23 protein-coding genes are annotated in these 23,541 nt (G+C 49.5%); 17 read left to right on the forward strand and 6 right to left on the reverse strand.

Annotated elements, in window-relative coordinates; all coding sequences use genetic code 11:
• Nucleotides 1–43: 43 nt before the first annotated feature.
• From FJQ58_RS10325 to FJQ58_RS10340, 4 genes are all read left to right on the forward strand, one after another.
• Nucleotides 44–931, forward strand: a complete 888-nt coding sequence (locus FJQ58_RS10325; protein ID WP_238403957.1) for a carbohydrate ABC transporter permease — start codon at nt 44–46, stop codon at nt 929–931.
• Between the two features lie 130 nt (nt 932–1,061).
• A complete protein-coding gene (locus tag FJQ58_RS10330) occupies nt 1,062–1,925 on the forward strand; it encodes an ABC transporter permease (protein WP_139993174.1) in 864 nt (287 codons plus the stop codon).
• A gap of 43 nt (nt 1,926–1,968) precedes the next feature.
• Entirely contained in the window at nt 1,969–2,871 is a 903-nt protein-coding gene (locus FJQ58_RS10335; RefSeq protein ID WP_139992992.1) for a carbohydrate ABC transporter permease, read from the forward strand.
• A gap of 72 nt (nt 2,872–2,943) precedes the next feature.
• Nucleotides 2,944–4,596, forward strand: coding sequence for an extracellular solute-binding protein (locus tag FJQ58_RS10340; RefSeq protein WP_139992994.1), 1,653 nt, complete (start codon nt 2,944–2,946; stop codon nt 4,594–4,596).
• A gap of 166 nt (nt 4,597–4,762) precedes the next feature.
• On the opposite strand, the gene FJQ58_RS10345 is transcribed toward FJQ58_RS10340, so the two are convergent.
• Nucleotides 4,763–5,197 (reverse strand): GNAT family N-acetyltransferase, encoded by a 435-nt coding sequence (locus FJQ58_RS10345; protein WP_139992996.1) that lies wholly within the window; start codon nt 5,195–5,197, stop codon nt 4,763–4,765.
• A gap of 157 nt (nt 5,198–5,354) precedes the next feature.
• On the opposite strand from FJQ58_RS10345, the gene FJQ58_RS10350 reads away from it, so the two are divergent.
• The 6 genes from FJQ58_RS10350 (at nt 5,355) to FJQ58_RS10375 (ending at nt 12,305) form a co-directional block, all read left to right on the forward strand.
• The gene (locus FJQ58_RS10350) at nt 5,355–6,368 is read left to right on the forward strand and encodes a helix-turn-helix domain-containing protein (protein ID WP_139992998.1); all 1,014 of its coding nucleotides are present in this window, start codon (nt 5,355–5,357) and stop codon (nt 6,366–6,368) included.
• Nucleotides 6,369–6,581: 213 nt separating this feature from the next.
• Nucleotides 6,582–8,387 (forward strand): ABC transporter ATP-binding protein, encoded by a 1,806-nt coding sequence (locus tag FJQ58_RS10355; RefSeq protein WP_139993000.1) that lies wholly within the window; start codon nt 6,582–6,584, stop codon nt 8,385–8,387.
• Entirely contained in the window at nt 8,384–10,120 is a 1,737-nt protein-coding gene (locus FJQ58_RS10360; RefSeq protein ID WP_139993002.1) for an ABC transporter ATP-binding protein, read from the forward strand. Before FJQ58_RS10355 ends, FJQ58_RS10360 begins: the two co-directional genes overlap by 4 nt.
• 143 nt (nt 10,121–10,263) lie before the next feature.
• Nucleotides 10,264–10,692, forward strand: coding sequence for a disulfide oxidoreductase (locus tag FJQ58_RS10365; RefSeq protein WP_139993004.1), 429 nt, complete (start codon nt 10,264–10,266; stop codon nt 10,690–10,692).
• Nucleotides 10,693–10,783: 91 nt separating this feature from the next.
• A complete protein-coding gene (locus FJQ58_RS10370) occupies nt 10,784–11,251 on the forward strand; it encodes an MEKHLA domain-containing protein (RefSeq protein WP_238403959.1) in 468 nt (155 codons plus the stop codon).
• Between the two features lie 175 nt (nt 11,252–11,426).
• Nucleotides 11,427–12,305, forward strand: coding sequence for a DUF72 domain-containing protein (locus FJQ58_RS10375; RefSeq protein ID WP_139993006.1), 879 nt, complete (start codon nt 11,427–11,429; stop codon nt 12,303–12,305).
• A gap of 107 nt (nt 12,306–12,412) precedes the next feature.
• Here FJQ58_RS10375 and FJQ58_RS33180 read toward each other — a convergent pair whose 3' ends face one another.
• The gene (locus FJQ58_RS33180; protein WP_274382323.1) at nt 12,413–13,897 is read right to left on the reverse strand and encodes an exosporium glycoprotein BclB-related protein; all 1,485 of its coding nucleotides are present in this window, start codon (nt 13,895–13,897) and stop codon (nt 12,413–12,415) included.
• Nucleotides 13,898–14,168: 271 nt separating this feature from the next.
• Between FJQ58_RS33180 and FJQ58_RS10385 the strand changes: the two genes are divergently transcribed.
• A complete protein-coding gene (locus FJQ58_RS10385; protein ID WP_139993008.1) occupies nt 14,169–15,455 on the forward strand; it encodes a leucine-rich repeat domain-containing protein in 1,287 nt (428 codons plus the stop codon).
• Nucleotides 15,456–15,552: 97 nt separating this feature from the next.
• Here the strand turns inward: FJQ58_RS10385 and FJQ58_RS10390 are convergent, their stop codons facing one another.
• Nucleotides 15,553–16,230 (reverse strand): formylglycine-generating enzyme family protein, encoded by a 678-nt coding sequence (locus tag FJQ58_RS10390; protein WP_139993011.1) that lies wholly within the window; start codon nt 16,228–16,230, stop codon nt 15,553–15,555.
• A 25-nt stretch (nt 16,231–16,255) separates the two neighbouring features.
• Nucleotides 16,256–16,621 carry a DUF4180 domain-containing protein gene (locus FJQ58_RS10395; protein ID WP_139993013.1) on the reverse strand — a complete coding sequence of 122 codons (366 nt, stop codon included), beginning with the start codon at nt 16,619–16,621 and terminating at the stop codon, nt 16,256–16,258.
• A 135-nt stretch (nt 16,622–16,756) separates the two neighbouring features.
• Here FJQ58_RS10395 and FJQ58_RS10400 point away from each other — a divergent pair, with 135 nt between their 5' ends.
• The 5 genes from FJQ58_RS10400 (at nt 16,757) to FJQ58_RS10420 (ending at nt 20,411) form a co-directional block, all read left to right on the forward strand.
• Complete coding sequence (locus FJQ58_RS10400) at nt 16,757–17,032, forward strand: ABC transporter substrate-binding protein (RefSeq protein ID WP_476641272.1); 276 nt, start codon at nt 16,757–16,759, stop codon at nt 17,030–17,032.
• A gap of 36 nt (nt 17,033–17,068) precedes the next feature.
• On the forward strand, nt 17,069–17,776 hold the full coding sequence (locus FJQ58_RS10405) for a response regulator transcription factor (RefSeq protein WP_139993016.1): 708 nt from the start codon (nt 17,069–17,071) through the stop codon (nt 17,774–17,776).
• A gap of 1 nt (nt 17,777) precedes the next feature.
• A complete protein-coding gene (locus FJQ58_RS10410) occupies nt 17,778–18,713 on the forward strand; it encodes a sensor histidine kinase (protein WP_139993018.1) in 936 nt (311 codons plus the stop codon).
• Nucleotides 18,714–18,802: 89 nt separating this feature from the next.
• Nucleotides 18,803–19,726, forward strand: a complete 924-nt coding sequence (locus tag FJQ58_RS10415) for an ABC transporter ATP-binding protein (RefSeq protein ID WP_139993020.1) — start codon at nt 18,803–18,805, stop codon at nt 19,724–19,726.
• Nucleotides 19,719–20,411: an ABC transporter permease gene (locus tag FJQ58_RS10420; RefSeq protein ID WP_139993022.1), complete on the forward strand. Its 693-nt coding sequence runs from the start codon at nt 19,719–19,721 to the stop codon at nt 20,409–20,411. The genes FJQ58_RS10415 and FJQ58_RS10420 overlap by 8 nt, the downstream gene beginning before the upstream one ends.
• An 85-nt stretch (nt 20,412–20,496) precedes the next feature.
• Here FJQ58_RS10420 and FJQ58_RS10425 read toward each other — a convergent pair whose 3' ends face one another.
• On the reverse strand, nt 20,497–21,447 hold the full coding sequence (locus FJQ58_RS10425) for a hypothetical protein (RefSeq protein ID WP_139993024.1): 951 nt from the start codon (nt 21,445–21,447) through the stop codon (nt 20,497–20,499).
• Nucleotides 21,444–21,599 (reverse strand): hypothetical protein, encoded by a 156-nt coding sequence (locus tag FJQ58_RS32295; RefSeq protein ID WP_162341416.1) that lies wholly within the window; start codon nt 21,597–21,599, stop codon nt 21,444–21,446. Before FJQ58_RS32295 ends, FJQ58_RS10425 begins: the two co-directional genes overlap by 4 nt.
• Nucleotides 21,600–21,752: 153 nt before the next feature.
• Between FJQ58_RS32295 and FJQ58_RS10430 the strand changes: the two genes are divergently transcribed.
• Nucleotides 21,753–23,528 (forward strand): vWA domain-containing protein, encoded by a 1,776-nt coding sequence (locus FJQ58_RS10430; RefSeq protein WP_139993026.1) that lies wholly within the window; start codon nt 21,753–21,755, stop codon nt 23,526–23,528.
• Nucleotides 23,529–23,541 lie beyond the last annotated feature (13 nt).

The raw sequence follows: 23,541 nt of genomic DNA on the forward strand, positions 1-23,541 counted from the left end.
CACCAACACGATAGGCTATACGATTTTGATAGGAGGCATGCTTGTGGGAGCCATCACAGCCCAGACTAACCAGCATACGGCGGGCAGCAAGAAAAAGAAGGATGCCGCATCGCCCGCGTTAAAGGCCGTTCTCCATCTTATTTTGTGGGTAGTGGCGCTGCTGCAAATTTTTCCGCTCATCTGGCTCATTAATTATTCCTTTCTGAAGAGCGGCGATTTTTTTGGCAGCGGCATATTGAAATGGCCTAAATCGTTTGAATGGAATAACTATGTGAATGCATTCACATACGGGAGCGTTCCGCGCTTCCTGCTGAATAGCTTATTTATTACGACCGTGACGATTTTAGTCGCCGCTTTCCTAGCGCTCATGCTGAGCTATGCGTTCACGCGAATGGAGTGGAAGCTGCGTGGGCCGGCGATGGCCTTCATCATGCTGGGGATGATCGTTCCGATCCACGCGACGCTGCTGCCGAACTTTATTTTGTTCGACAAGCTGAATCTGATCGACAATCCGTTGTCGCTCATTTTACCGTATATTGCTTTTTCCCTGCCGATCAGCCTGCTCATTATTTCAGGCTTTCTCGAGACGATTCCAAGAAGCATTGAGGAGTCGGCAGTCATGGACGGCTGCTCCGTTTTTGGCGTCATCTTCCGCATTATTATGCCAATTACGAAGCCTGCGATTGCAACGGTATGCATTATGAACTTTATTAGCTGGTGGAATGAATTCATTATGGCCAATACGTTCCTGACCTCCGAGACCTTTAAGACACTGCCATTTTCCATTATGAAGTTCACAGGGCAATATTCCTCCAACTATGGGGCTCAGTTCGCAGTTATGACAATCATTGCGTTGCCAACCGTTATTATTTACCTGCTGTTTACAGAGCAAATGTCGCGCGGCATTACGGCAGGTGCAGTGAAGGGTTAAGCCAGGCAAATCTGGAGAGAGAGGCGAGGGTAGCGTGCAAACACCAGTGACGGCGAATACGGCGGTTAGCGTCCCGCGCAGGCAAAAACCGCTTTGGCGGCGGTTTTTGGCACAGTGGCAGGTGCAGCTGATGATTTTTCCTGCTTTAATCTTTATTTTTATTTTTAATTACATCCCTATGTATGGCGTGCTTATGGCCTTTCAGGATTACAGCTTGTTTAAAGGTTTTTTCGGCAGCACATGGGTGGGAGTTAAGCATTTTGAAATGTTTTTCAACTCGCCCGACTTCTTCCGCGTCATCCGCAACACCATTGTCATCAGCTTATTGAAGCTGGTCATTAACTTCCCTGCGCCGATCCTGCTTGCGCTGATGCTGAATGAAGTCAGAAACCTGGCGTTCAAAAAGATCATTCAAACGATCAGCTACCTGCCCCATTTCTTGTCGTGGGTCATCGTGTCCGGCTTTACAATCTCGATCTTGTCCGTGGACAACGGGAGCTTGAACATTTCCCTTCAGGCGCTCGGGCTTATCGATAAACCGATTAACTTCCTGTCCCTGCCTGAATATTTCTGGGGCATTATCGTGACGACGAACCTGTGGAAGGAAATCGGCTTTGCTACAATCGTATATTTGGCGGCTATCGCCGGCGTGAATCCAAGCTTATATGAAGCAGCTTCGATTGACGGAGCAAGCAAATTCAAACAGATTTTTCTGATAACGCTTCCATCCATAACGCCGGTCATTATTATTTTCCTCATTCTGAACATCGGCAGCTTGTTGAATGCGGGCTTCGATGATTTGCTCCTGCTTGGCAGAAGCGCAATGCTACGCGACGTGGCAGAGGTCATCGATACCTATGCTTACCGAATCGGGATTATCAATAACCGCTTCTCGTATGCAGCCGCCGTCGGTTTGTTCAAGGCAGTCATTAGCGTAGGGCTGCTGACCATGGCGAATTTCTTAGCCAGAAGAGCGGGGACAAGCCTATGGTAAGGCGGACCGTGCCTGCCAATATTCAGAAAAGTGGTGAAGCCGAGTGAAGCTGAGCAGCAGCGATAAAGCATTGCAAACCTTTATTTATTTTTTTCTGGTGCTATTAGGGCTGGCGACGCTGTACCCCTTCTGGAATTCGGCCGTCATCTCCTTTAATTTGGGGCTGGATACGGCGAAGGGCGGGGTTACCTTTTGGCCAAGGGCTTTTACGCTCGATAATTACAAAATAGTGTTCCAAAACGACCGGATTATCGATGCATTTGCCATTTCGCTCCTTCGTACCGCAGCAGGTACCGTGATATCGATTTTCTTTACCGCAATCTTTGCTTACGGCTTGTCCGTCAAGGGAGTAATCGGGAAGAAATTTTATATGATTTTTGCCATCATCACCATGTATTTCAGCGGGGGGCTAATTCCGTTCTACCTGCTCAACCGCGAGCTTGGCTTAATGGATACGTTCTGGGTCATGGTAATCCCGACGGCCGTAAGCGTATGGAATATGATTATCTTCCGTACCTTCTTCATGGGCTTGCCGGACGGGCTGGAGGAATCGGCCAAGATTGACGGAGCGAGCACGTTTGGCATTTTCTTTAAAATCGTGTTTCCTTTGTCGGGCCCGGTGCTGGCCACTCTCTCTTTGTTTACGGCGGTTTACCATTGGAATGATTGGTTCACGGCGACAATTTTCATTAACGACGCGAAGCTGTACCCGATTCAAACGCTGCTCCAGCAAATTATGAACTCGAACACGATGAGCGAGCAGCTATCGATTGCATCGCAAGGCAGCGGAGCCGCTACGGATGCGCTCAGCCGAATGCAAAGCGTGACGAGCAAATCGCTCACGATGGCCACTATGATGGTGGCTACCATTCCGATTGTGCTGGTGTATCCGTTCGTACAGCGCTTTTTCGTGAAAGGCGTATTGATTGGCTCCTTGAAGGAGTAGCATCGGTATTCGACCGGAGGGCTGCGGCTAAAGGTTTGGATATATAGATTAAAAATTGGGAGGCGTACGACTATGAATGCAAGAAAGCTGTTAACCACGCTGATAACTGTCGGTCTTGCGGGTTCCGTTCTGCTTGCGGGCTGCTCGGGCGATAACGGCGGTAAAGCCGGAAATCTAAGCGATCCGACAAATTCAGGCTCAAATAAAACGAATGAGAGCAATGGGTTTGTTTTGGGGGAAACACCGGTATCCTTCTCGTATTATGTGCATTATGACTGGTGGACGACCGAGCCGTGGGGCGTGAGCCCGAACAGCAAGTGGGTGCAGGATAACCTGAAGGTAACGGTCAATCCAATTCAATCCGGCGGTGCGGCAGCCCAAAAGCTGAGCACGATGATTGCATCCAAGGAGCTTCCTGACGCAATTATGATGGACCGCGGACCTGAGGTTGAACGGCTCAGATCTGCCGGAGCGCTCGTTCCACTGGATGAATATATCGACAAGTATCCCAATTTGAAAAAATGGGCGGGCGAAGAGACGCTGAACATGCTGCGCTCCAGTGACGGCAAAATCTATCAATTCCCGAACTGGTATACGGCAGAGCCTACAGGCAACGGCGGCTGGTTCGTGAACAAGAAGATGTACGCGGAGCTCGGCTCACCTAAGCTTGAAACGACGGATGACCTGTATGCTTACTTGCAGCAGGTAAAATCGAAATATCCTGACGTAGTGCCGTTAGAGGTTGGCGGCAACGGTTCAGGCGTCGAGGTCATGTTCCCTAGCTTCCAAGAAGGAGCAGCGGGTGCATTCCACTCGATGAAGGCTTATCCGAACGGCGATAAATTCGATACCATTTACAATAACGAGGCTTGGAAAGAAACGATGCTGTATGCCAGCAAGCTGTTTAGAGAAGGCTTGATGACACAGGATGCCATGACGCAAAAGGATGACCAAGTGAAAGAGAAGCTGGCGACGGGCAGAGTGGCTGTGTTTGTAGGCGGCAACGCTACGAATATGGGCCGTGAAGGCCATAATGCGCTGAAAGCCCAAGATGCAACCGCGGGCTATGAATTTATTTGGCCAATCGCAAAGTCGGGCTTGGACAAAAACAAGGTGTATCCAAACGGCTACAACGCGCTGGGCTGGAACGTGAACGTCATTACGACCAGTGCCAAAAATCCGGAAGCGATCTTCGCTTATTTGGATTGGATGACTGGAGAAGAAGGCACACGGGTCATGTTCTTTGGGCCGCAGGGCTTGTACTGGGATGATTTCGACGCAGATGGCGCGCCAATTCCGAATGATAAATGGTTCAGCACATCGCAAGAAGAAAAGGACAAAGACAAGCTGGAGGCGTATGTTTGGTCTGGAAATGCTACGTTCGTCGATAAGAGCAAGCAGAAGATCGAGCAAACGCTGCCAGAGGACCAACGCAACTGGGGCGCCTTGGCACAGCTCAACATCGCTTGGAAAACTTCGCAAAACATGACGCAATACAATAATATCGATCCGGCTCCCGAGACGGACGAAGGAATCATTAACCAGCAGGTGAAGGAAACGGCTGACGAGTATTTCGGCAAAATCCTGTTCGCAAAGAGCGACGCCGAAGTGCTTAGCCTGATCGAGGAAGCGAAGAAAACGACGACGGGCCTTGGCTTCGATAAAGTCAATGAATTCCGTACGGCAAGATGGCAAGAAAACTTGGCGCTGATTAGCGGCAAATAAGTGAGTGGCAGGAATGCTTGAATAGTAGTAGGTCTGCTCCGCTGTGGATGGATTCGCAGTGGAGCAGATTTTTTTGCGTTGCGTAACGTGGGATATAAGGCTGGCTGCTGCATACGCCAAAAGGACAGGAATAACGGTTCAATCCTTAAGTATTGCTAAGCAACGACTAGTCGGAGAATCGCGTGGGAAGGGGCTTGAAGTAAATCCATTCCGGATCGCCGTCATCGAGGTTTTCGATGATACCGCTTCGCTCGAAACCAACGGATTCGCAAACGCGCTGCATCGTTGCATTGGACTCATTGGTAGAGGTAAACAGCTTGGCGGTTGTGCAATGGCTCTCGATATATTGGATGAGCGCTCTAGCTGCGCCTTTTCTTCTAAACGAGGGGTTTACAATCAGCAGCGAAAGGTAGTCGTAGCCGAAAAAGGAGGCATCGAAGACAGCAAAGCCGATGATTGTTTCCTTTTCGATCGCTACGATGCATTGCTGCTTGGCGACCGCTTCCGTAAGTTGCTGCTCTCGGCTTCTTGAGCCGATAACGAGGCTGTCTATTTCGCAAATAGAAGGGATATGCTCTGCTGCTGCTCGTTCAATGTTCATAGTGCTGGCCTGCTTTCATGAGGGAGATGCTTGCTGCTATTATCGTACCAAGCAGGAAGGTGCATGGAAAGGTAAAGTATAACTATAGAGAACATTAGTTTAGATATTGACTTATTCAATTGATAACAATTATCATTTGAGCAAGAGGGAATGGCTCTTGGCGAGACGAAGGGCCGCGGAAGGAGCACGCGCTATGGAGCAGCTTGAAGCTGATTTTCATGTACACTTTTACGATTATTTCAACCAACTTGATCTTATAAAGGATAACGGAGCTTACATGGAAGCCTACTATTTGCCGGAACAGGCTGGAGAAGGTTCGCTGAGGCGCTTGATCATTAAACCTGGACTCGAGCTCATTTTATCTGATTATTGTTTCTGGTCGGACATCACAACGACTTTTAAGGGCGATGAACCGATGATAGAGCTTAATTATTGCCTAGAAGGGCATGGGATTATCGATGCATCCGGGCATTCTGCGGATATCCGGCAAAATGATTGCCAGCTTTGGCTCTTGAAGGACGTGGAGGCCTCGATGGTTCATTTGGCCAACAGGCGGGCTTCCTTTGTCGGTCTTCGCATGAAGGTTGATGTATTTGATAACTACATGCAAGCCTGCTATCCGGATGGCAGGAGCGGCTTTTCTTACATTCTTGGTTCGGGCCATCTGCGAATCTATCAGCAGACGATTTCCCCTGGCATACAGGCAATTATTCAACAAATTATGCACTGTCCGCGGCATGAGCCGTTCAAACGCATTTATATGGAAAGCAAGGCGCTGGAGCTGCTCTGGTTGAGTTTGGAGAGCTGTCTTCAAGAGCCGATCGATAGACATAAAAGCTCTATTTTACGAGGTGGGGACCTCGAGAAGATTAGAGCCGCGAAGCGGATTTTGGAAGAGCGGCTGGAACATCCCCCAACGCTGCTGGAGCTGAGCAGGCTCATCGGCTTAAACGACTATAAGCTGAAGGCCGGTTTTAAAGAGGTGTTCGATACGACGGTATTCGGCGCGCTGCGAGAGCTGCGGCTGGAGCGGGCGAAGCAGTATTTGGAGGCGGGCAGAATGAATGTCAGCGAGGTTGCCTTGTCGGTTGGCTATTCCAATCCGGGTTATTTCTCGGAAGCGTTTTGCAAAAAATACGGGGTCAAGCCAAAGCTGCTATTGAACCGTTAATAGGAAATCCTCCGTCTAACCGCATTTATAATCCGTTTAGAGGAGGTTTTTTTTTCGTTACAGTGATAATCTTTCTCATTGACGGCATGATCTACTGCTGCAAAAGAGAATGGGAGAGATTAGCATGAGCAAGAGGTTCGGCAAGGCAGGATTAGGAGTGATTATCGCTTTGATGATCGCATCCGGGAATAGATAAAGGAAGGCGGGAACGATGTGCGCAAAAAAACAGGATTGGCAAGATTATTGGAGCTCGCTGGCGAGAGAAAAGGGCTTCTCTGGCTTGCTGCCGTCTTATCCACCATTAGTGCCCTTCTCATGCTGGTACCGTATGCGTCTGTGTACTTTATCGTGAAGGAGCTGCTGGAGCATGCTGCAAATCCCGCGTTGGCGGACGGGGGATACATGATTCGGTATGGCAGCTGGGCGCTTGTGGCATTGCTTGGCAGCTTAGCTGCGATGTATGGAGGCGGAATGGCCTCGCATATTGCGGCATTCCGAATACTATATGGCCTTCGGATGAAGCTTGCCACACATATTGGGAAGCTGCCTCTAGGGTGGCTGAACGGGACATCCACCGGCTCGGTCAAAAAAACGTTGGACAGCAATGTGGAGAAGGTGGAGGGCTTTGTTGCCCATCAACTGCCGGACTTTGTTCAAGTGGTCGTGACGACAATTGTGATGATTTCCGTCATGTTCTATTTGAATGTATGGCTGGCGCTAGTCTGTCTGGTGCCCATTATGCTTGGCATTACTGCTCAGGTCATGATGATGCGCAGCGTCGATAAAGGGAACAGTATCAAGCACTATTATGATTATTTGCAGCAAATGAATGGATCGGCCGTACAGTATGTGCGCGGCATGCCGGCAATCAAGGTGTTCGGGCAGACGGTTCATTCCTTCCGTAAATTCCATGCGGATATGGTGAGCTATCGCGAATATTGCGTGAAATATACCGACCAGTTTCAAAACGGCTTCTTATTATTCAAAGTGCTGCTCAGCTCGTTTGCAGCGTTCGCGCTGCCGGTTGGCGTATTCTTGCTGGACCGCAATCCAGGCAGTACGGCCTTTGCGGCAGTTCTGCTCTTTTTCCTCATTATGTCGCCGGGACTGACAGCCCCTATGTTTAAGATGATGAGTATCGCATCCTCGCTGCGGGATATTAATGAGGGCGTGAAGCGCATCGATTTAATCTTGGCGGAAGAGCCGATTAAGGAAACGGGGACTGCCCAGTCGCCCAGCTCCTATTCCGTGAAATACGAGAAGGTATCCTTCTCGTACCAAGCCGAGACTTCGGCTACGCGTAAGGAAGCGTTATCGAATATTTCGTTCGAAGCAAAGCAGGGCAAAGTCACGGCGCTGGTCGGACCGTCCGGCTCCGGCAAATCAACCGTTGCGAGCCTGCTGCCGCGCTTTTGGGATATTCAGCAGGGCAAGATCAGCATCGGCAATATGGATATTCGCGAGATGCAGACGCATGACCTGATGGAAACCGTGGCATTCGTATTCCAAGATAGCTTCCTGTTCTACGATACACTGTACAATAACATCGCGGTTGGGAACCCCGATGCTTCGCGGGGGCAGGTTTATGCTGCAGCACAAGCAGCGCAGTGCCATGCCTTTATCGACAAGCTGCCGCTAGGCTATGACACGTTGATCGGAGAAGGCGGCGTCTATTTATCAGGTGGAGAAGAGCAGCGGGTTGCGGTAGCAAGGGCCATTCTCAAAAATGCGCCCGTACTCGTACTGGATGAAGCCACCGCTTTTGCCGATCCGGAAAATGAATATGAAATGCAGCTGGCCCTCAAGGAGCTAATGAAGGGGAAGACGGTCATCGTCATCGCCCATCGCCTGTCCTCGATCGTGGACGCGGATCAGATTATTGTACTGAATAACGGTGAGATAGCCGAGAAGGGTACGCATGAAGCTTTAATTGCCAAGGGCCGCTTATACTCCCAAATGTGGGAGGCTTATTCGAATGCTAGCCAGTGGCAAATGGGACGGGGAGGCGTGTCGGTATGAGCATGTTGAATAACATAACAGCAGGGCAGCCCAAGAAGCTATTGAAGCCCGTGCTGTATACTTCTCTCGCAAACCTTGCGGGAATTGTGCCTTTTGCATTATTGGTGGAAAGTGCTCGGTTGATATTTCAGCCGTTTGTAGTGCCGGGTACGCAGCTCGATACGGTTCGGCTTTGGTGGATATGCGGTTTGATGGCCGTTTCGTTTTTACTGATGTATCTTTGTGAAATACCGGCTTACCGCACGCAATATCGAGGCGCTTACAACACGGCGGCAGAAGGGCGGGCAGGGTTGGCTGAGCATTTAAGAAAGCTGCCGCTCGGCTATTTGCAGAAAAGAGACCCCGGCGATCTCGCGAATATGATGATGGGCGATTTTGCACTTGTCGAGCATGGCATGTCGCATCTGGTGCCCCAGATGATCGGAGCGCTAATTATGCCGATCATTGCGCTGGCTGGCTTATCGTTTCTCGATTGGCGGATGGCTGTCGCTATGTTTGCGGCATTCCCGGTTGCCGTGCTGCTGGTGCTGCTGACCACGGTGCTGCAGCGCAAGCTAGGGGAAGGGCATATGAAGGCGAAGCTGGATGCAACGAACCGTTTGCAGGAATATTTGAATGGCATTCGTGTCATTAAAGCCTATAACGTATCAGGGGCTAGATTCGTTCGGCTCGAAAAGGCGTTCCGCGAGCTGATGCGCCATAGCATCCGTTTCGAAGGCTCGCTCGGTCCCATTATTTTAAGCGCCTTTGCACTTATCCGTGCAGGGTTAACGATTATGGTAATCGTAGGGGTTAACCTGCTTCTCGGCGGTGAGCTGGAGCTGCTAACGTTTGTCGCTTTTTTGCTGATTGGCACCCGCATATTCGATCCGCTTTCTGCGGCTCTGGTTAATTATGCCACCTTCCGTTATTTCGAGCAGGCAGGCGAGCGTATCGTGAAGCTGCAAGCGGAGCCCGTTATGGCAGGAAATCGGCAGCCTCCGTCAGGATACGCGGTAGAGTTCAACAAAGTCGCTTTCGGCTATAACGAGCAGTTGACGCTCAAGAATGTAAGCTTGAACATTCCGGAAGGCTCCTTTACCGCTTTGGTTGGCCCTTCGGGCAGCGGAAAGAGCACGCTGCTGCGTTTAATTGCTCGCTTCTATGATCCTACCGAAGGAAGCGTAAAGCTCGGAGGAGAGGATGCTCGCCTTATGGACCCGGAAGCGCTGCTTCGCAAAATGTCCATGGTATTTCAAGATGTCTATCTGTTTCAGGATACGATTGGCAACAATCTGAGGTTTGGCAAAAGCGATGCGACGCAGCAGGAAATTGAAGCGGCAGCGAAGGAGGCTTGCTGCCATGAATTTATTATGAAATTGCCGCAGGGCTATGACACAATGGTTGGCGAGGGCGGGAATACGCTGTCGGGCGGAGAGAAACAGCGAATTTCCATTGCAAGGGCACTGCTTAAAAATGCGCCGATTCTGCTGCTCGATGAAGCGACGGCTTCGCTTGATCCGCATAATGAGTTGGAAATCCAGCGTGCGGTGGACCGATTGGTGCAAGGCAGGACCGTCATCGTCATCGCGCATCGCCTGAAGACGATTCGGAATGCAGACCAAATTATCGTTTTAAATGAAGGCTCGATTGCCGAGCAAGGCAAACATGATGACTTATTGGCACAGCAAGGGCTGTATGCGCGGCTGTGGACGATTCAGCAGCAGGCGGGCAGCTGGAACTTAATCTCTTAATGGAGGGAGCAGCACAGCCGTGTCATTTTAGAAGAAAGTTTGCCGGGTTTTCATAGGGAATAGCCCTTTCGAGTCATGCCGAGCCTGCTGCCTATGAGCGAAAATGAGAGATAGAGCTTATTTAGGAAGGCGAGGCGAACGGTTTGGAAGAACAAGTAGACAAGAAAAAATCGTTTTGGCTGTTTCTGGCTTGGGCGACTGCCGTACTGGCGACTGCCGGAAGCTTGTATTTAAGCGAGGTTATGCACTTTGCCCCGTGCAGCCTCTGCTGGTTTCAGCGAATCTTTATGTATCCGCTGGCGCTTCTGCTCGGCATTGCCTATACCAAAGGAGATACGGGCATCGTCTCCTACACGCTGCCTCTAGTTGTCATAGGTGGAGGCTTTTCTCTCTATCATTCGATACTGCAAAAGCTTCCGCATGACTCGCCTTTGGCGGCCTGCGGCCCCGTCTCTTGCCAGGGCGATTATTTGAATTGGTTTGGTTTTATTACGATTCCAATGCTGGCTCTTGTGGCGTTTTTAATTATTTTGACGGCGCTGCTGCGCTTGCGTAAGCTTAACCGCGCATAGAGGCGGCTGCGGCGGGCATGAAAGCGATCGGTAGACAATGGACCTCCCCCCGTGATATATAAAAAGAAGCGAAACACAGGGGAGGAATAGAATGATGCAACTACCGCTGACAGGTGCTGGCGCTACGGAGGCACATGCAAGCCTGCTGCTCGGCAGCTATCGCAAATGGACCGGCAATGAGCTGCTTGCGCTGAGAGCGGAAGCCGATTTGCGGGAGCAGCTCTTCCATGCGCCGACGGTCATTCTCTCGCATGGAGCCGAGCCGGATCCCGTTCTCAATTACGGAAATGCAGCTGGGCTTGGATTATGGGAAATGGAATGGGATACGTTCACTCGGACGCCTTCAAGGCTTACGGCCGAACCCATGGAGAGACAGGAGCGGGATCGTTTCTTTGAGGCGGTGACCGCGAACGGCTACGTCGACAACTACACGGGCATTCGCATTTCAAGCACGGGGCGGCGGTTTTATATTGTAAACGCGACGGTTTGGAATGTGGTGGACGAGCTAGGCGTTTATCGCGGCCAGGCGGCTGCTTTTTCGGATTATCGGTATTTATAGTTGGATGAGGCAAGAGAAGACAAGGAAAGCAGTTCTACGGTAGGCTCATGGGGCTTACGGCAGGGCTGCTTTTTTTCAAATATAAGAATGTATAAGGGCGCCGAAGGAGTTTACGCTTTGTTTGCGAAGGTTAGGTATAATAAGGAAAAAGCAGCAGAAGAAATGGAGGGGTACTATGCCGATACATATCGGACTGGCAGGCTGGGGCGACCATGATCGGCTGTATGTCCCAGGAGCAAAGGCAGGAAGCAAGCTGCGGCAATACGCAAAGCATTTTCCGTTGGTGGAGGTGGACAGCACCTTCTATGCCATCCAATCACAGGAGCGGTTCGTTAAATGGCTGGAGGATACGCCCGCAACGCTCCATTTTGTAGTGAAGGCTTATCAGGGCATGACGGGCCATCAGCGAGGACCTACCATTCCCGCTCAGGAGATTAACGAGATGTACGCAGCATTTCGGCATATGCTGGCACCCGTAATGGAGGCCGGCCGTTTGACGGCGGCATTGTTTCAGTACCCACCCTGGTTCGATTGCACGCAAGAGAATGTACGGGTGCTGCGGGAAACCAAAGCGCGAATGAACGGCATTCCGTGTGCGCTCGAATTTCGGCATCAAAGCTGGTTCACCGATGAATACAGGGAGAAGACACTCGCCTTCATGGAGCGGGAGCAGTGGCAGCACAGCGTCTGCGATGAGCCGCAGGCCGGAATCGGATCGGTGCCGACGGTACTGCGGGCAACGGATGCGCAGGCGACGATTGTCCGGTTCCACGGCCGGAACGTGTCCGGCTGGAATCAGGCTAGCGCCCCGAACTGGCGTGAGGTTCGCTATTTATATCGGTATAGCGACGAGGAATTGCTGGATTGGGCAAACAAGCTAAAGCAGCTTGAACAGCAGACCGAGCATGTCCACGTCATCTTCAACAATAACTCTGGCGGAGACGCGGCAGAGAATGCCAAGCGCCTGATGGAACTGCTGGGACTCACCCGCCCCGATGGCGGGGACCCGAACGAGCCGCCTCCCCCCGTGGTGGAGCAGTTGGATTTATTTTGAGCCTCATGTAGGGACCTTCCTCGTATAGATCTCGGATGAAGGTCTGCTCTTGTAAAAAATAAAGCCATGAAGCTCAGAAAAATCAGAGTTTCATGGCTAGATGTATTTTAAGGACTGGAAATTTCAATACCCGCGCTTGCAAATCCGCTAATTGTGTTGACGAGGCTAAGTCCGCTAGCAGTTGCCGAGAATACCAACATGTAACGGTTTCCTTTTGTAACGGTCACATTCATCGAGTTATTTTCACCTTCAGCAGTTGAACCAACAGCTAGGACGCCCGTGTAAGGAGTTAGCGATACTTCTGGGCCGACGGGCGCAAATGAATTGCTTCCTGAGGCTTCATAAAGCTGAGCGCTAACGGTTAAGGTTGTTCCGAGTAAGACTACTGCATTCGATGAGCTGAAGAAGGCGTTAAGTGATGTTATCGTGCCGGATCTTGGCATACTGAATGCGAAATTCTTGCCATTCGTAATGTCAATTGTACCTCCAGTTAATGTGGTACCACTTACTGAGCTTCCAAAACCAAGCAGCGCTCCAGTTCCTTTCAGTCCGCCTACTATTGTAGTTAAGTTGACTGCATCGCCAGAGGAAAACGGCATGATCGCAGACGATCCCGCAGGACCTGTTGCCCCTGTCACGCCTTGCGGGCCTTGAGGTCCCGCAGGTCCAGTAGCTCCAGTAGCCCCGGTCGCTCCGTCAGCGCCAGCAGGTCCCGCAGGTCCTTGCGGCCCCGCAGGCCCAACCGCTCCGTCTGCTCCAGCGGGTCCGGTTGCCCCGTCGGCGCCAGCAGGTCCCGTAGGTCCTTGCGGCCCCGCGGGTCCAACAGCTCCGTCAGCTCCCGCAGGCCCGGTTGCCCCGTCAGCGCCAGCAGGTCCCGTAGGTCCTTGCGGCCCCGCGGGTCCAACCGCTCCGGCAGCTCCCGCAGGCCCGGTCGCCCCGTCAGCGCCCACAGGTCCCGCAGGTCCTTGCGGCCCCGCAGGCCCAACCGCTCCGTCTGCTCCCGCAGGCCCGGTCGCCCCGTCGGCGCCCGCTGGCCCCGTTGCCCCGCTAGCGCCAGTGTCGCCTTTCGGTCCTTGCGAACCAGTGCTGCCAGCCGGCCCTTGAGAGCCTGTTGCTCCCGTTTCCCCTTTAGGACCCTGCACACCCGCAGCGGCGCCTGTAGAGATTTTTATCGTATTGGTGGATTGTTCCCAGCCCACCTGAAGCCCTAGCACTTCTGAGACAAAGCGTACGGGAATCCAGGCTCTTTGATTTCGAAGAAGGGGAGGCTGATCCATTTTATAGGTAATATTGGTTGTGCCCTCAGTAACGGTCGCTGAAGGATTGCCGATGGTCATTGTAACGGTTCGATCGCCCAATGTGGCCGCAATCGTTTTGGAGCCGGCATCCCATTTCACATCCATATCTAGCGCATTCTGAAAGAGAGAAATCGGAGCCATTACTACATTGTCAGATTTAAACGTCTCAATAACGGACCTTTGCCCGCTTATCTCGATATTAGTAGTGGAGCTTCCGGAAGCTTGCACGACGGAAACCATGATCACACAAAGCATTGTAAACAATGTGATCATTTTAATCATTTTTGAACGCATAAATTTTGTTCCCCCTGTAATTAATGTTGAAAATCAAAAAAAAAAAAATTATTAGTAAATGTTAGCATAATTGCTATCGTTTGTTAAGATATTTTATCTTATTAATCATTTATATCGTTTATAAAAAGTGATCCGAAGTTCCTATCCTGCTCCAAGCCGCAGGTAAAAAGACCACTGCCTCTTTGCCATATGGGAAGTTATAATAACATTTATGGAGATGCGCTCTGTGTCCGATTCTATAAATGAGCTTGCCTAACGAAGGAGGAGCACTGTGAATATTACGGAAAATTTCAGGGATGAACGTTTCAAAGCCTATGTTCTGGAAACCTATTGCGGAGGACGTCATGGGATTCTGGCAAGTGATGTGGATCGAATCGCAACCCTAGAGCTTGCAAATCATAACTACTCAAGCCTGAGCGGAATTGAGTTTTTCGTATCGCTTGAGGAGCTAGATTGCTCATTTAACGCGTTGACGGAGCTCGATCTCAGCAAAAATATAAACCTGAGAAGTTTGGATGGCAGAGGAAACCAATTAACTGCGCTGGATACGGGAAATCAACCGAATTTAGAAAAGCTGTCTTGCAATCATAACCGATTAATGGGGCTGGATCTCAGTCGCAATCCTATGCTAAAAGAGCTTAACTGCAACAAAAACGAGCTCCATGGCTTGGATTTAAAAAATAATGCAAGGCTAGAGGCGCTGGACTGCGGGTTTAACCGCATCCGGAATTTGGATGTCAGTTCAAACGCGATGCTCGCTAAATTGGATTGTTATTGGAATATCCTTTCGGAATTGCATGTCAATCACAACGTGAGCTTAAAAAAGCTTAACTGCAGCTACAACGCCCTGTTTGAATTGAATCTGGATCAAAATACGCAGCTCACCTATGTCGAATGCGCTAACAATTATTTGATCAGTTTGAACTTGAAGGGCTGCCCGGACTTGGTTGAGATACGCTGCAATCACAATCATCTGACGGGTTTGGACGTAAATGAAAATCCCGCGCTGCAAAGTTTAAGATGCTTCAATAATCACATCACGGCACTGGATCTCGGCAATAATAGGGAGCTAACCGAGCTCTATTGCTCGGAAAATAAAATTTCAAAGCTGGATACGAGCCATCTTCCCAAGCTGGCGCGGCTGGATTATTCAAATAATCTCATGGCGGAGCCGGATTATTCGGTCGAGGAGTTCGGGACCTTTCGATATGATGTCTCGCTATCTTCCTATGCAATGATGCTTCATTATGAGGGGAAAGAGCTTTCAGTTAGAGCGAATGTCTCTACTGAAGAGGAAATAAAGCGGCTGTCGCCAGTCATTAAGATAGCATGGGAGCGTTTTGGCGAGCTGATTGATCAGGCACTGAGCCTTATTGCCGAAATGCATCCGGACGAGGATGTAAGTGAATTGGTTCTGTCCGAGCTTGAATTTGATCGAGACAGCCATTTTCGGTTAGGTTATGATGCGGGGGATACTCCGGCGGGGCAGCTATACATTTACGCGGCTTTTAATAAGAAGCTTGAAATAAACAACGAGCTCATTTATGAAACGTATTAATAAAAGGCAAGGCATGAGCAAGAGGTTAACCAAAATAAGCCCAAGCGTGAAAGACGCTTGGGCTTATTTTGGAAATAGGCGATGTCCCCCATCGCTCCTATTTGCAAGACCGGGCGAGGCGGAATCCAAGATCATCGATGCAGAAGGACGGATGGCTTCGACGGCGGCACGTGGCTCCGCAGCCACGCTCCTCTTCCGCCCAACTCCCGCCTCGGAAGATGCGGTACGGGCCATATACATTCTCGTCATATAAATCCCAGCACCATTCCCAAGCATTTCCTAGCATGTCATAGAGCCCCCATGCATTCGGTTGCTTGAGGCCGACTTCATGGATTTGGCCATTGGAATTTTTATGATACCAAGCAATCTTATCTATTTCTCCATAACGATAACCGCTTGTTCCCGCTTTGCAGGCATACTGCCACTCTGCTTCGGAAGGAAGGCGATATCCGTCTGCTTCCCAATCGCAATGAATGTCGTCACCGTTTAGCGAATAACATTCTTGCAATCCGGCTTTCTGTGAAAGCAGATTGCACAAGGTGATGGCTTCATTCCAGGATACATTGACTACCGGCTTTTGTTTATCTTCCTTAGAGCTAGATGATTTTCCCGTTATCTCGCAATACAACGCCATGGTTACAGGAAATGACGCGAGCTGGAACGGCTTTATTTCGGACGTCCATATCTTTTTCGTTCGATCATCCCGTAATTCAACCTTGCCGTCCGGAAGCTTGACCATCGGATAATCAAATTCGTTGCTTAATGTTGCAGACATGGAGCAATTCACCTCAGCTTCAGAGTTAGCTCATACTTAGTTTTTCGATTCCTTGTTGCTCATTCGTCACGAAAAACAAATCTTTCCCTTTGTTGCTCTCATACATAAAGTCTTTAAAATTGTTACTGCTATACTCGGAAAAGTCACCGACAATGGCGAGTTTTATTTTATAATTGATAAATTTTTGCAAAATATCTCCGGCTAGTCGCGTCTTCAAGCTGAAGAAGTCCTCGCAGATGGCTAACTTATTCAAAATCATTCGATTGCAGTCCGTTTCATAATTTACGGTCGCTATGAGGTCTAAGGCGGACTGCACATCCGTGATCAGGATCTCACTGCTGTTAATTACCGCAATATCGATATTGTTCTCGCTGAGCTTCGTTATTTTCATTTTAATCCTCCAGTTGTTAGCCTTCTGATATAGTCTTCACTAACATAACGATTATCTTTGCCTTTCACAGGCTAATTAAATAGGGCAGGTTCATTCCAAATTTTATTTATACTGAACAGACAGAATATAGAAGGAATCCATCACGTTGTCAAGGTTGAGGAGGATAGGGGCGATCCAATGCTTTCGGAGAAGGTACTGGATCTTCAGCCAGACTTCATTATTGCGCAAAATGGGGACAACTATGAAGCTTTATCCAAAATTGCACCAACAATCGTGTATGAGTATGGCAAATTAAATACAATTGAGCAGTTGAGGCTATTTGGCGATCCTATTTCCTTGAGCCGGCAGCAAGCTTGGAGGCTCTATTCTATTATGTATTGGAAACTTGCTATAATACCTGTAGGCGAATAGCGGAATCCATTTTTTTACATGAAGGGTATGAGCAGCATGCATCAAAAAATTTTATTGGTTGAAGATGACCTCTCGATCGTCGAAATGGTCCAAAACCATTTGATAAAAGAAGGCTATGACGTCATCACAGCTTTTAATGGGGAAGAAGGCGTGTCCAAATTTAGAAATGGCCATTATGCTCTCGTTATCCTGGACATTATGATGCCGAAGCTGGATGGCTTGGAAGTCGTGAAGCTGATTCGGGAAAAAAGCCTCGTGCCGGTGCTTATGATGTCGGCCAAGGACAGCGACGTGGATAAAGCGCTGGGACTTGGCTTTGGAGCGGATGACTATATCGCCAAACCTTTCTCGCTTATTGAATTTTCAGCAAGAGTGAAGGCTGCCATTAGGCGAGCAACCAAATATTCGAGCCAAGCGCCAATGCCACAAGCAACTGCTTCCAATATCATTTCTTGGCAATCGCTGCGTATTGACCTGAACAACTTCTCGGTTATGAAAGATGGCGAGGACCTGAGGCTGACCGCCAAGGAGTTTGAGATCCTAAAGCTGTTCGTGACCAATCCCGGACGTGTTTTTACTAAAGCACAAATTTACGGGTTCGTCTGGCATGACAGCTATTATGGAGACGAGAATGTCATCAATGTGCATATCCGCAGACTTCGGGAGAAGATTGAGGATCAGCCTTCGAGCCCTCAGTTTCTCAAGACGCTGTGGGGAATCGGCTATAAATGGGAAGGAACCTGATATGTTTATTTTATTGCTTGTTGTGATTGGCATCTTATTGGCCATTATCGTATTCCAGTACCTGGCGAGCCGAACAAGAAGCGGTAATATTCAGCAACTGCAAGGAAAGCTAAAGCAAGTGATGGAGGATCGAACCGGAGAAAGCCTGCTGCTGTTTACCGATGATCGGGAGCTGCAATCGCTGCTGGTAGAAATCAACCAATTGCTGGACTATGCCCGAAAAAGGGCAGCAGCTTATGAAAAAACGGAAATGGCGACGAAAAAAATGATTTCCAATGTCTCGCACGATCTGCGAACGCCGCTAACCGTTATTCTCGGTTATATCGAAACCATTCATCTCGATCCGCTGATGTCCTCCCGAGAAAGAGAAGAATTGCTGGCAAAGGTATACAAGAAGACGCTCGAGTTGCTGGAGCTGATTCATAAGTTTTTTGATCTGTCCAAGCTGGAGTCGGGTGATGAGCAAATGCCGATCGAGCGTGTTCATATCAATGAGGTATGCCGGCAAAATATTTTGGCGTTTTATGAGATTCTGACGAACAAAGGCTTTGACGTTCGTATCGCCATTCCGGATGAAGCTATATTTGTGCTCGGAAATGAAGCCGCGCTGAACCGGATGCTGAACAATTTGCTCTCCAATGCGATCCAGCACGGCGGAGACGGGAAAGTCATCGGGCTGACCTTGAGAACAGAAAAGGAATTCGCGCTAATCGAAATTTTGGATCATGGAAAGGGCATTTCGGAGCAGCATCAGGACCGTGTATTCGAACGATTATATACGCTTGAGGACTCGCGAAATCCGGCTTCTCCGAGCAGCGGCCTCGGTCTTGCGATTACGAAGCGGCTGGCAAGAGCGATAGGGGGAACGGTTACGCTCTTTAGCAAGCCTCATGAGCAAACTGTGTTTTCTATCCGCTTAAAGCGAATTCAATATTAGTGCTTAAGAAACAAGTAAGAATGGGGTAAGAAAAAAGTGGACTTCAGCCTTTAATATGAAGGTATTGAGAGGGTGGAGGGATAACAGATATGACTTATATTGTACAAACGCATCAATTAACAAAAACGTTTAACGGGCAGGAAGCTGTATCGGGCGTCAGCATGAACATCCAGAAGGGCGACATTTACGGTTTGCTTGGCCCAAACGGCGCAGGCAAGACGACGATTATGAAAATGCTGACGAATCTGGTTAAGCCGACGAGCGGCGAGGTTGTATTATTCGGAGAGAAAATAACGGATGCTTCCTATAGCATGTTGGGGAGAATGGGATCGATTATTGAATATCCGATCTTTTACGGCAAGCTCTCAGCCAAAGAAAATTTGGATTTGCATTGCGAATATATGGGTTATCCGAATAAAAAAGCGATTGACGAGGTGCTGGAGCTCGTTAAGCTGAGCAATATTGACAATAAAGCGGTGAAGCACTTCTCGCTTGGCATGAAGCAGCGGCTTGGCATAGCTAGAGCCATGATTACGAAGCCGGAGCTGTTGATTCTTGACGAGCCGATTAATGGCCTTGATCCGATGGGCATTAAGGAGCTACGAGATTTGTTCCAAATGCTAAGCAAGCAGTATGGCATCACGCTTCTAATATCCAGCCATTTGTTAAGCGAAATTGAGCAGGTGGCGGATGCGATCGGCGTTGTTAATCATGGCAGGCTGATCCAAGAGGTTTCTATGGAGCAGGTGAGGGCGCAAAATACGGAATATATTGAGCTCACAACGAATGACTGTAAACAAGCTGCCTATGTGCTCTCCAATGATCTTGGCATCTCCAACCTGCGGGTGATCGACGAGCGCGTGATTCGGGTGTATGGAGCTTCTATTCCACAAAGCGAAATCACGAAAGCTTTAATCTTAAGAAATATGAATATTGAATCTATCACGAAGAAAAACAGCTCGCTTGAGGATTATTTCCTGACTTTGCTGCATGGAGGCGAATACCGTGCTTAAGCTGATGAAATTGGAGCTGCGCAAATTTAAATTAAGCGGCTATATCCGGGGCGCTCTCATTGCGAATGTGATCATTCTGGGGCTTTTGCTTTTAATTGGCTATACTTCCGAAATTGAAAAAGAGCTTTCCTTTACTGATTTTGAGCGGGTGCTGTCCCTGATTGAAACGTTTGTGCGGGCGACGTTTGTTGTGTTTGCGTCGGTGCTGATCTGGACGATGGTTATAGGGGAATTTAAAAGCAAATCGATGACGGTTATGTTCTTGTACCCGATCAATCGAAAAAAAATCATGATAGCCAAGCTGCTTGTAATTGTTCTTTTTACCTTTAGCGCAATGCTCGTCTCGCTTGTTTTCGTAACGCTCGGTTTTGCAATCGCTCATTCCATTTCACCTATAGTTCCCGATGCTTCCTTTTGGCCCGTCATTAAACAGCATGCCGTAGGCATCGTAATGAACACGGTTGCAGCTAGTATCATGAGCTTGATTCCTTTGTACTTCGGCATGCGAAGCTATTCAGGACCTGCGACCATCCTGTCTTCATTCCTTATTGTAGTGATTGTATGCCAATATTTTGGAGACATTACGTTATATTCGTTCATAATTATACCGATCACCTTGGCTCTCATCGGAGCGTATGTCGCGTATTTAGCCATTCGAAACGTAGAGAAAAGAGACATTTTATAAATGAAATTTTGAAAAAAAAAACGACGAGCAGACATGGATTTTCATGCGTGCTCGCCGTTTTTTTGTTTCGTGCTCGTTTGAACAATTATCCACGCGGTTTACCGGTTGCTTGGAAGTCTTCGTCCCATTTGTATTTCTCGTTGTAAACGTTCATGACTTCTTCATAGAGCGGCACCGTGAACGCCCCGGGGCTCGCCTGAACCATACGGTAAAGCCTCAGGAAGCGGTCTTTGGGCAGCCTGCCCGCATAGCGCATGATCAGGTACGGATACAGCAAGAGGTACCGCTTCATTCGCACAGCCGCGCCGGCCACTCCGATAAGAATGCTCTCCCCATGCTCCATTTTCAGGATATGGGCTTCATGCAGCAGCATGTACCGGAACGCATTTTCTTTGATCAGGTCCCGCCTAATCTTGGCAAGCTCGCCGATGTATTCGACAAGGTCAGGGTTAAAATGGTCCATCAGGAGCGGGTCGAGCATCAGGTCCATGTCCTTGCGCAAAATAAAGGATTGCAGCAGCAAAATTTGTTCCACGCGCAGCTGGTCGGTATGGACGAGCGCGCCGATCTCGCGCAGCATTTCGAAAGCGAGCGGTTTATCGCCTTCATGGAACACTTTGATAGCCGTTTCCCGGTCATTGGCGAGGCCTGCGGCGAGGGAGTAAGCCTCCTTGAGAAATAATTTTTCGAGTTCCCGCCGTAAAAGTGCAGGGGTCAGGCGTCTTTGCATCGTCCATAATAGAGCGAGTAGCACCATGCCTCCTGCACTGATGAGAATAGTATGCAGCGTGGAAGGGCTAAGAACAATGCCTACGCTTGCGATAAGAACGACAATAAGACGTGTCATCCATGCCGATTTGGTTAGGGTGGCAGAAGCTCGCTGCTCCACGCCTTGCAAGGCGGATTTGCCGCATGCCGGGCACTCCGTATCGCCAAGAACCGTGAAGTAATTGCAGCGCCTGCAAATTTTAAGCTTATTATAAGGGTGGCGTGTTTTAATATAAGGGTTAAGTAGTACCGGCAGCTTCTTCATCATTCGCGGTCACGCTGCCCGCTGCTTTTCAGAATGGAGAAGACAAGCTTATCGAGCTGCTCGTGAGACAGGGCACGCTTCCCCTGTGCACGGTAGTCAAGGGCTTTGACCAAGACAAAAAGAAACAATAGTCCAAGACAGACGTATGTAACCATAGGCTGTTCCTCTCTTACAGTAATAGTGATTTCTGGGAATCTATCAGGTATACTCATTCCATAGTATATCACCATAGGGGGAGCAGTGACTAACAGTGACTATTGGACTAGCACGGTAGACGAGCTTGTCCCCAAGTAAAGGAGTAAGAAACCATGAATTCACTCAAACGTATGACACGTCATCTCATATTGGCCGCAGCGGTGCTGCTGCTGCCCCTTGCCAGCTTTACCACCGCTCACGCAGCACAGGGCGCTTCACAAATCGATGCGGTGCTGGTGCTCGACGTCAGCAATTCCATGAGCACAAGCGATCCAAGCAAAATCGGCAATGAAGCGATGAAGATGTTTATTGATATGCTGCCAAAACAGGGCGACCAAGTCGGAATCGTCGCTTATACGGACCAAATTCAGCGCGAGAAGGCGCTGCTTGAAATCCAGTCCTCCAAGGACAAGGAAAATTTAAAAGGGTTTATTGACCAGTTGAACCGCGGCGCCTATACGGATATATCGGTTGGAGTTAAGGAAGCCGTACAAATATTGGCCGATGGTGCCGATCCAGCGCATGAGCCGATGATTATTTTGCTGGCGGATGGCAATAACGATTTCGACAAACGCTCCGGCCGGACGCAGTCAGAATCCGATGCAGACATGGAGAAGGCACTGAAGGAAGCGAAGGACAGCGGCGTCCCAATTTATACCATCGGGCTCAATGCCGATGGCAAGCTGAATGAAGCGGCGCTAGCGAAGCTGTCGGATGATACCGGCGGCAAGTCGTTCGCAACGGATTCGGCAGATGACCTGCCTAAGATACTCAGTGAAATATTCGCGAGCCATTTGGAGCTAAACGTTGTGCCGGTCGATTCCTTCACGGCGGACGGCAGCTATCAGAACGTGAAAATATCGGTGCCTAACGCGAATGTGCTGGAGGCCAACATCTCCATCATGTCAACGAAGCCGGTAGAGGCCAAATTGCTTGACCCTTCAGGCAAGGAAGTCCCGATCCCATCCGATGAGGTTTTGCTGTCGAAGTCGAAGAGCTACTCGCTGCTGAAGCTGCTCTCGCCGACGGAAGGCGATTGGACGCTGCAGGTGAAGGGCGTGAACCGTGACAAAATCGATATCAATCTCGTATTCAATTACGACTTGAGCTTGGCGCTTGATCCGCTTGCCACAACGTCTTATTCGAAGGGCGATGAGGTGAAGTTCAGCTCTTATCTGATGAGCGGCGGGAAAAAGCTGGAGGATCAGACGCAATACAGCAACATGAGCGCCGTTTTGCTCGTTAAAGATTTGGATACAGGCAAGACCGAGGAAATGAAGATGGACAATGCGGGCGACCATTTTGCAGGGACGTACAAAATTGCCGAGAAGCATGACTACGAGATCAAAGTAAAGGCCGAGGAAGCAAGCTTCTTCCGGGAGACGGACGCGGTTACGATAACGGCGAAGGGCAGCGGTCCGGCGACATCGCCGTCAGAACCGGCCGCTGAGCCTAAGAAGGCGTTTCCTCTAATTCCTGTTATATTGGGCGTTGTGGGCCTTGCCATCTTGCTTGCGGCAGCCTACTTCGTGCTCCGGCTTCTGAAGCAGGCGAACCGCGGCTTTGTCGGCCAGCTTGTCATCGAGATCCGCGACGAGAATACGGGCGACAAAACCTCGCCGCAGTACAAGAAGCTGTCCGCCTTCAAGGGCAAGCTGCTGCTCCATCAGCTGCTGCAGCTCGCTCCCGAGCTGAAGGAGACGGAGAAGATTGTGTTCAAGCCGGGAAGCAATGACCGCATCGTGCTGCAAAATGGATCGCCGAGCACGATCGAGAAATCCGGCCGGGCTGTAGACGCATCACGTGAACTGGAATTGAAGAGCGGAGACCGCATTACGGTATCGCTGAAGCAAGTAGACAAAACGATATTTATCGAATATCTCGTTTAAATAGAGCCCAGGA

The sequence above is a fragment of the Paenibacillus paridis genome, assembly GCF_006345825.1.
Lineage (GTDB): Bacteria > Bacillota > Bacilli > Paenibacillales > Paenibacillaceae > Pristimantibacillus > Pristimantibacillus paridis.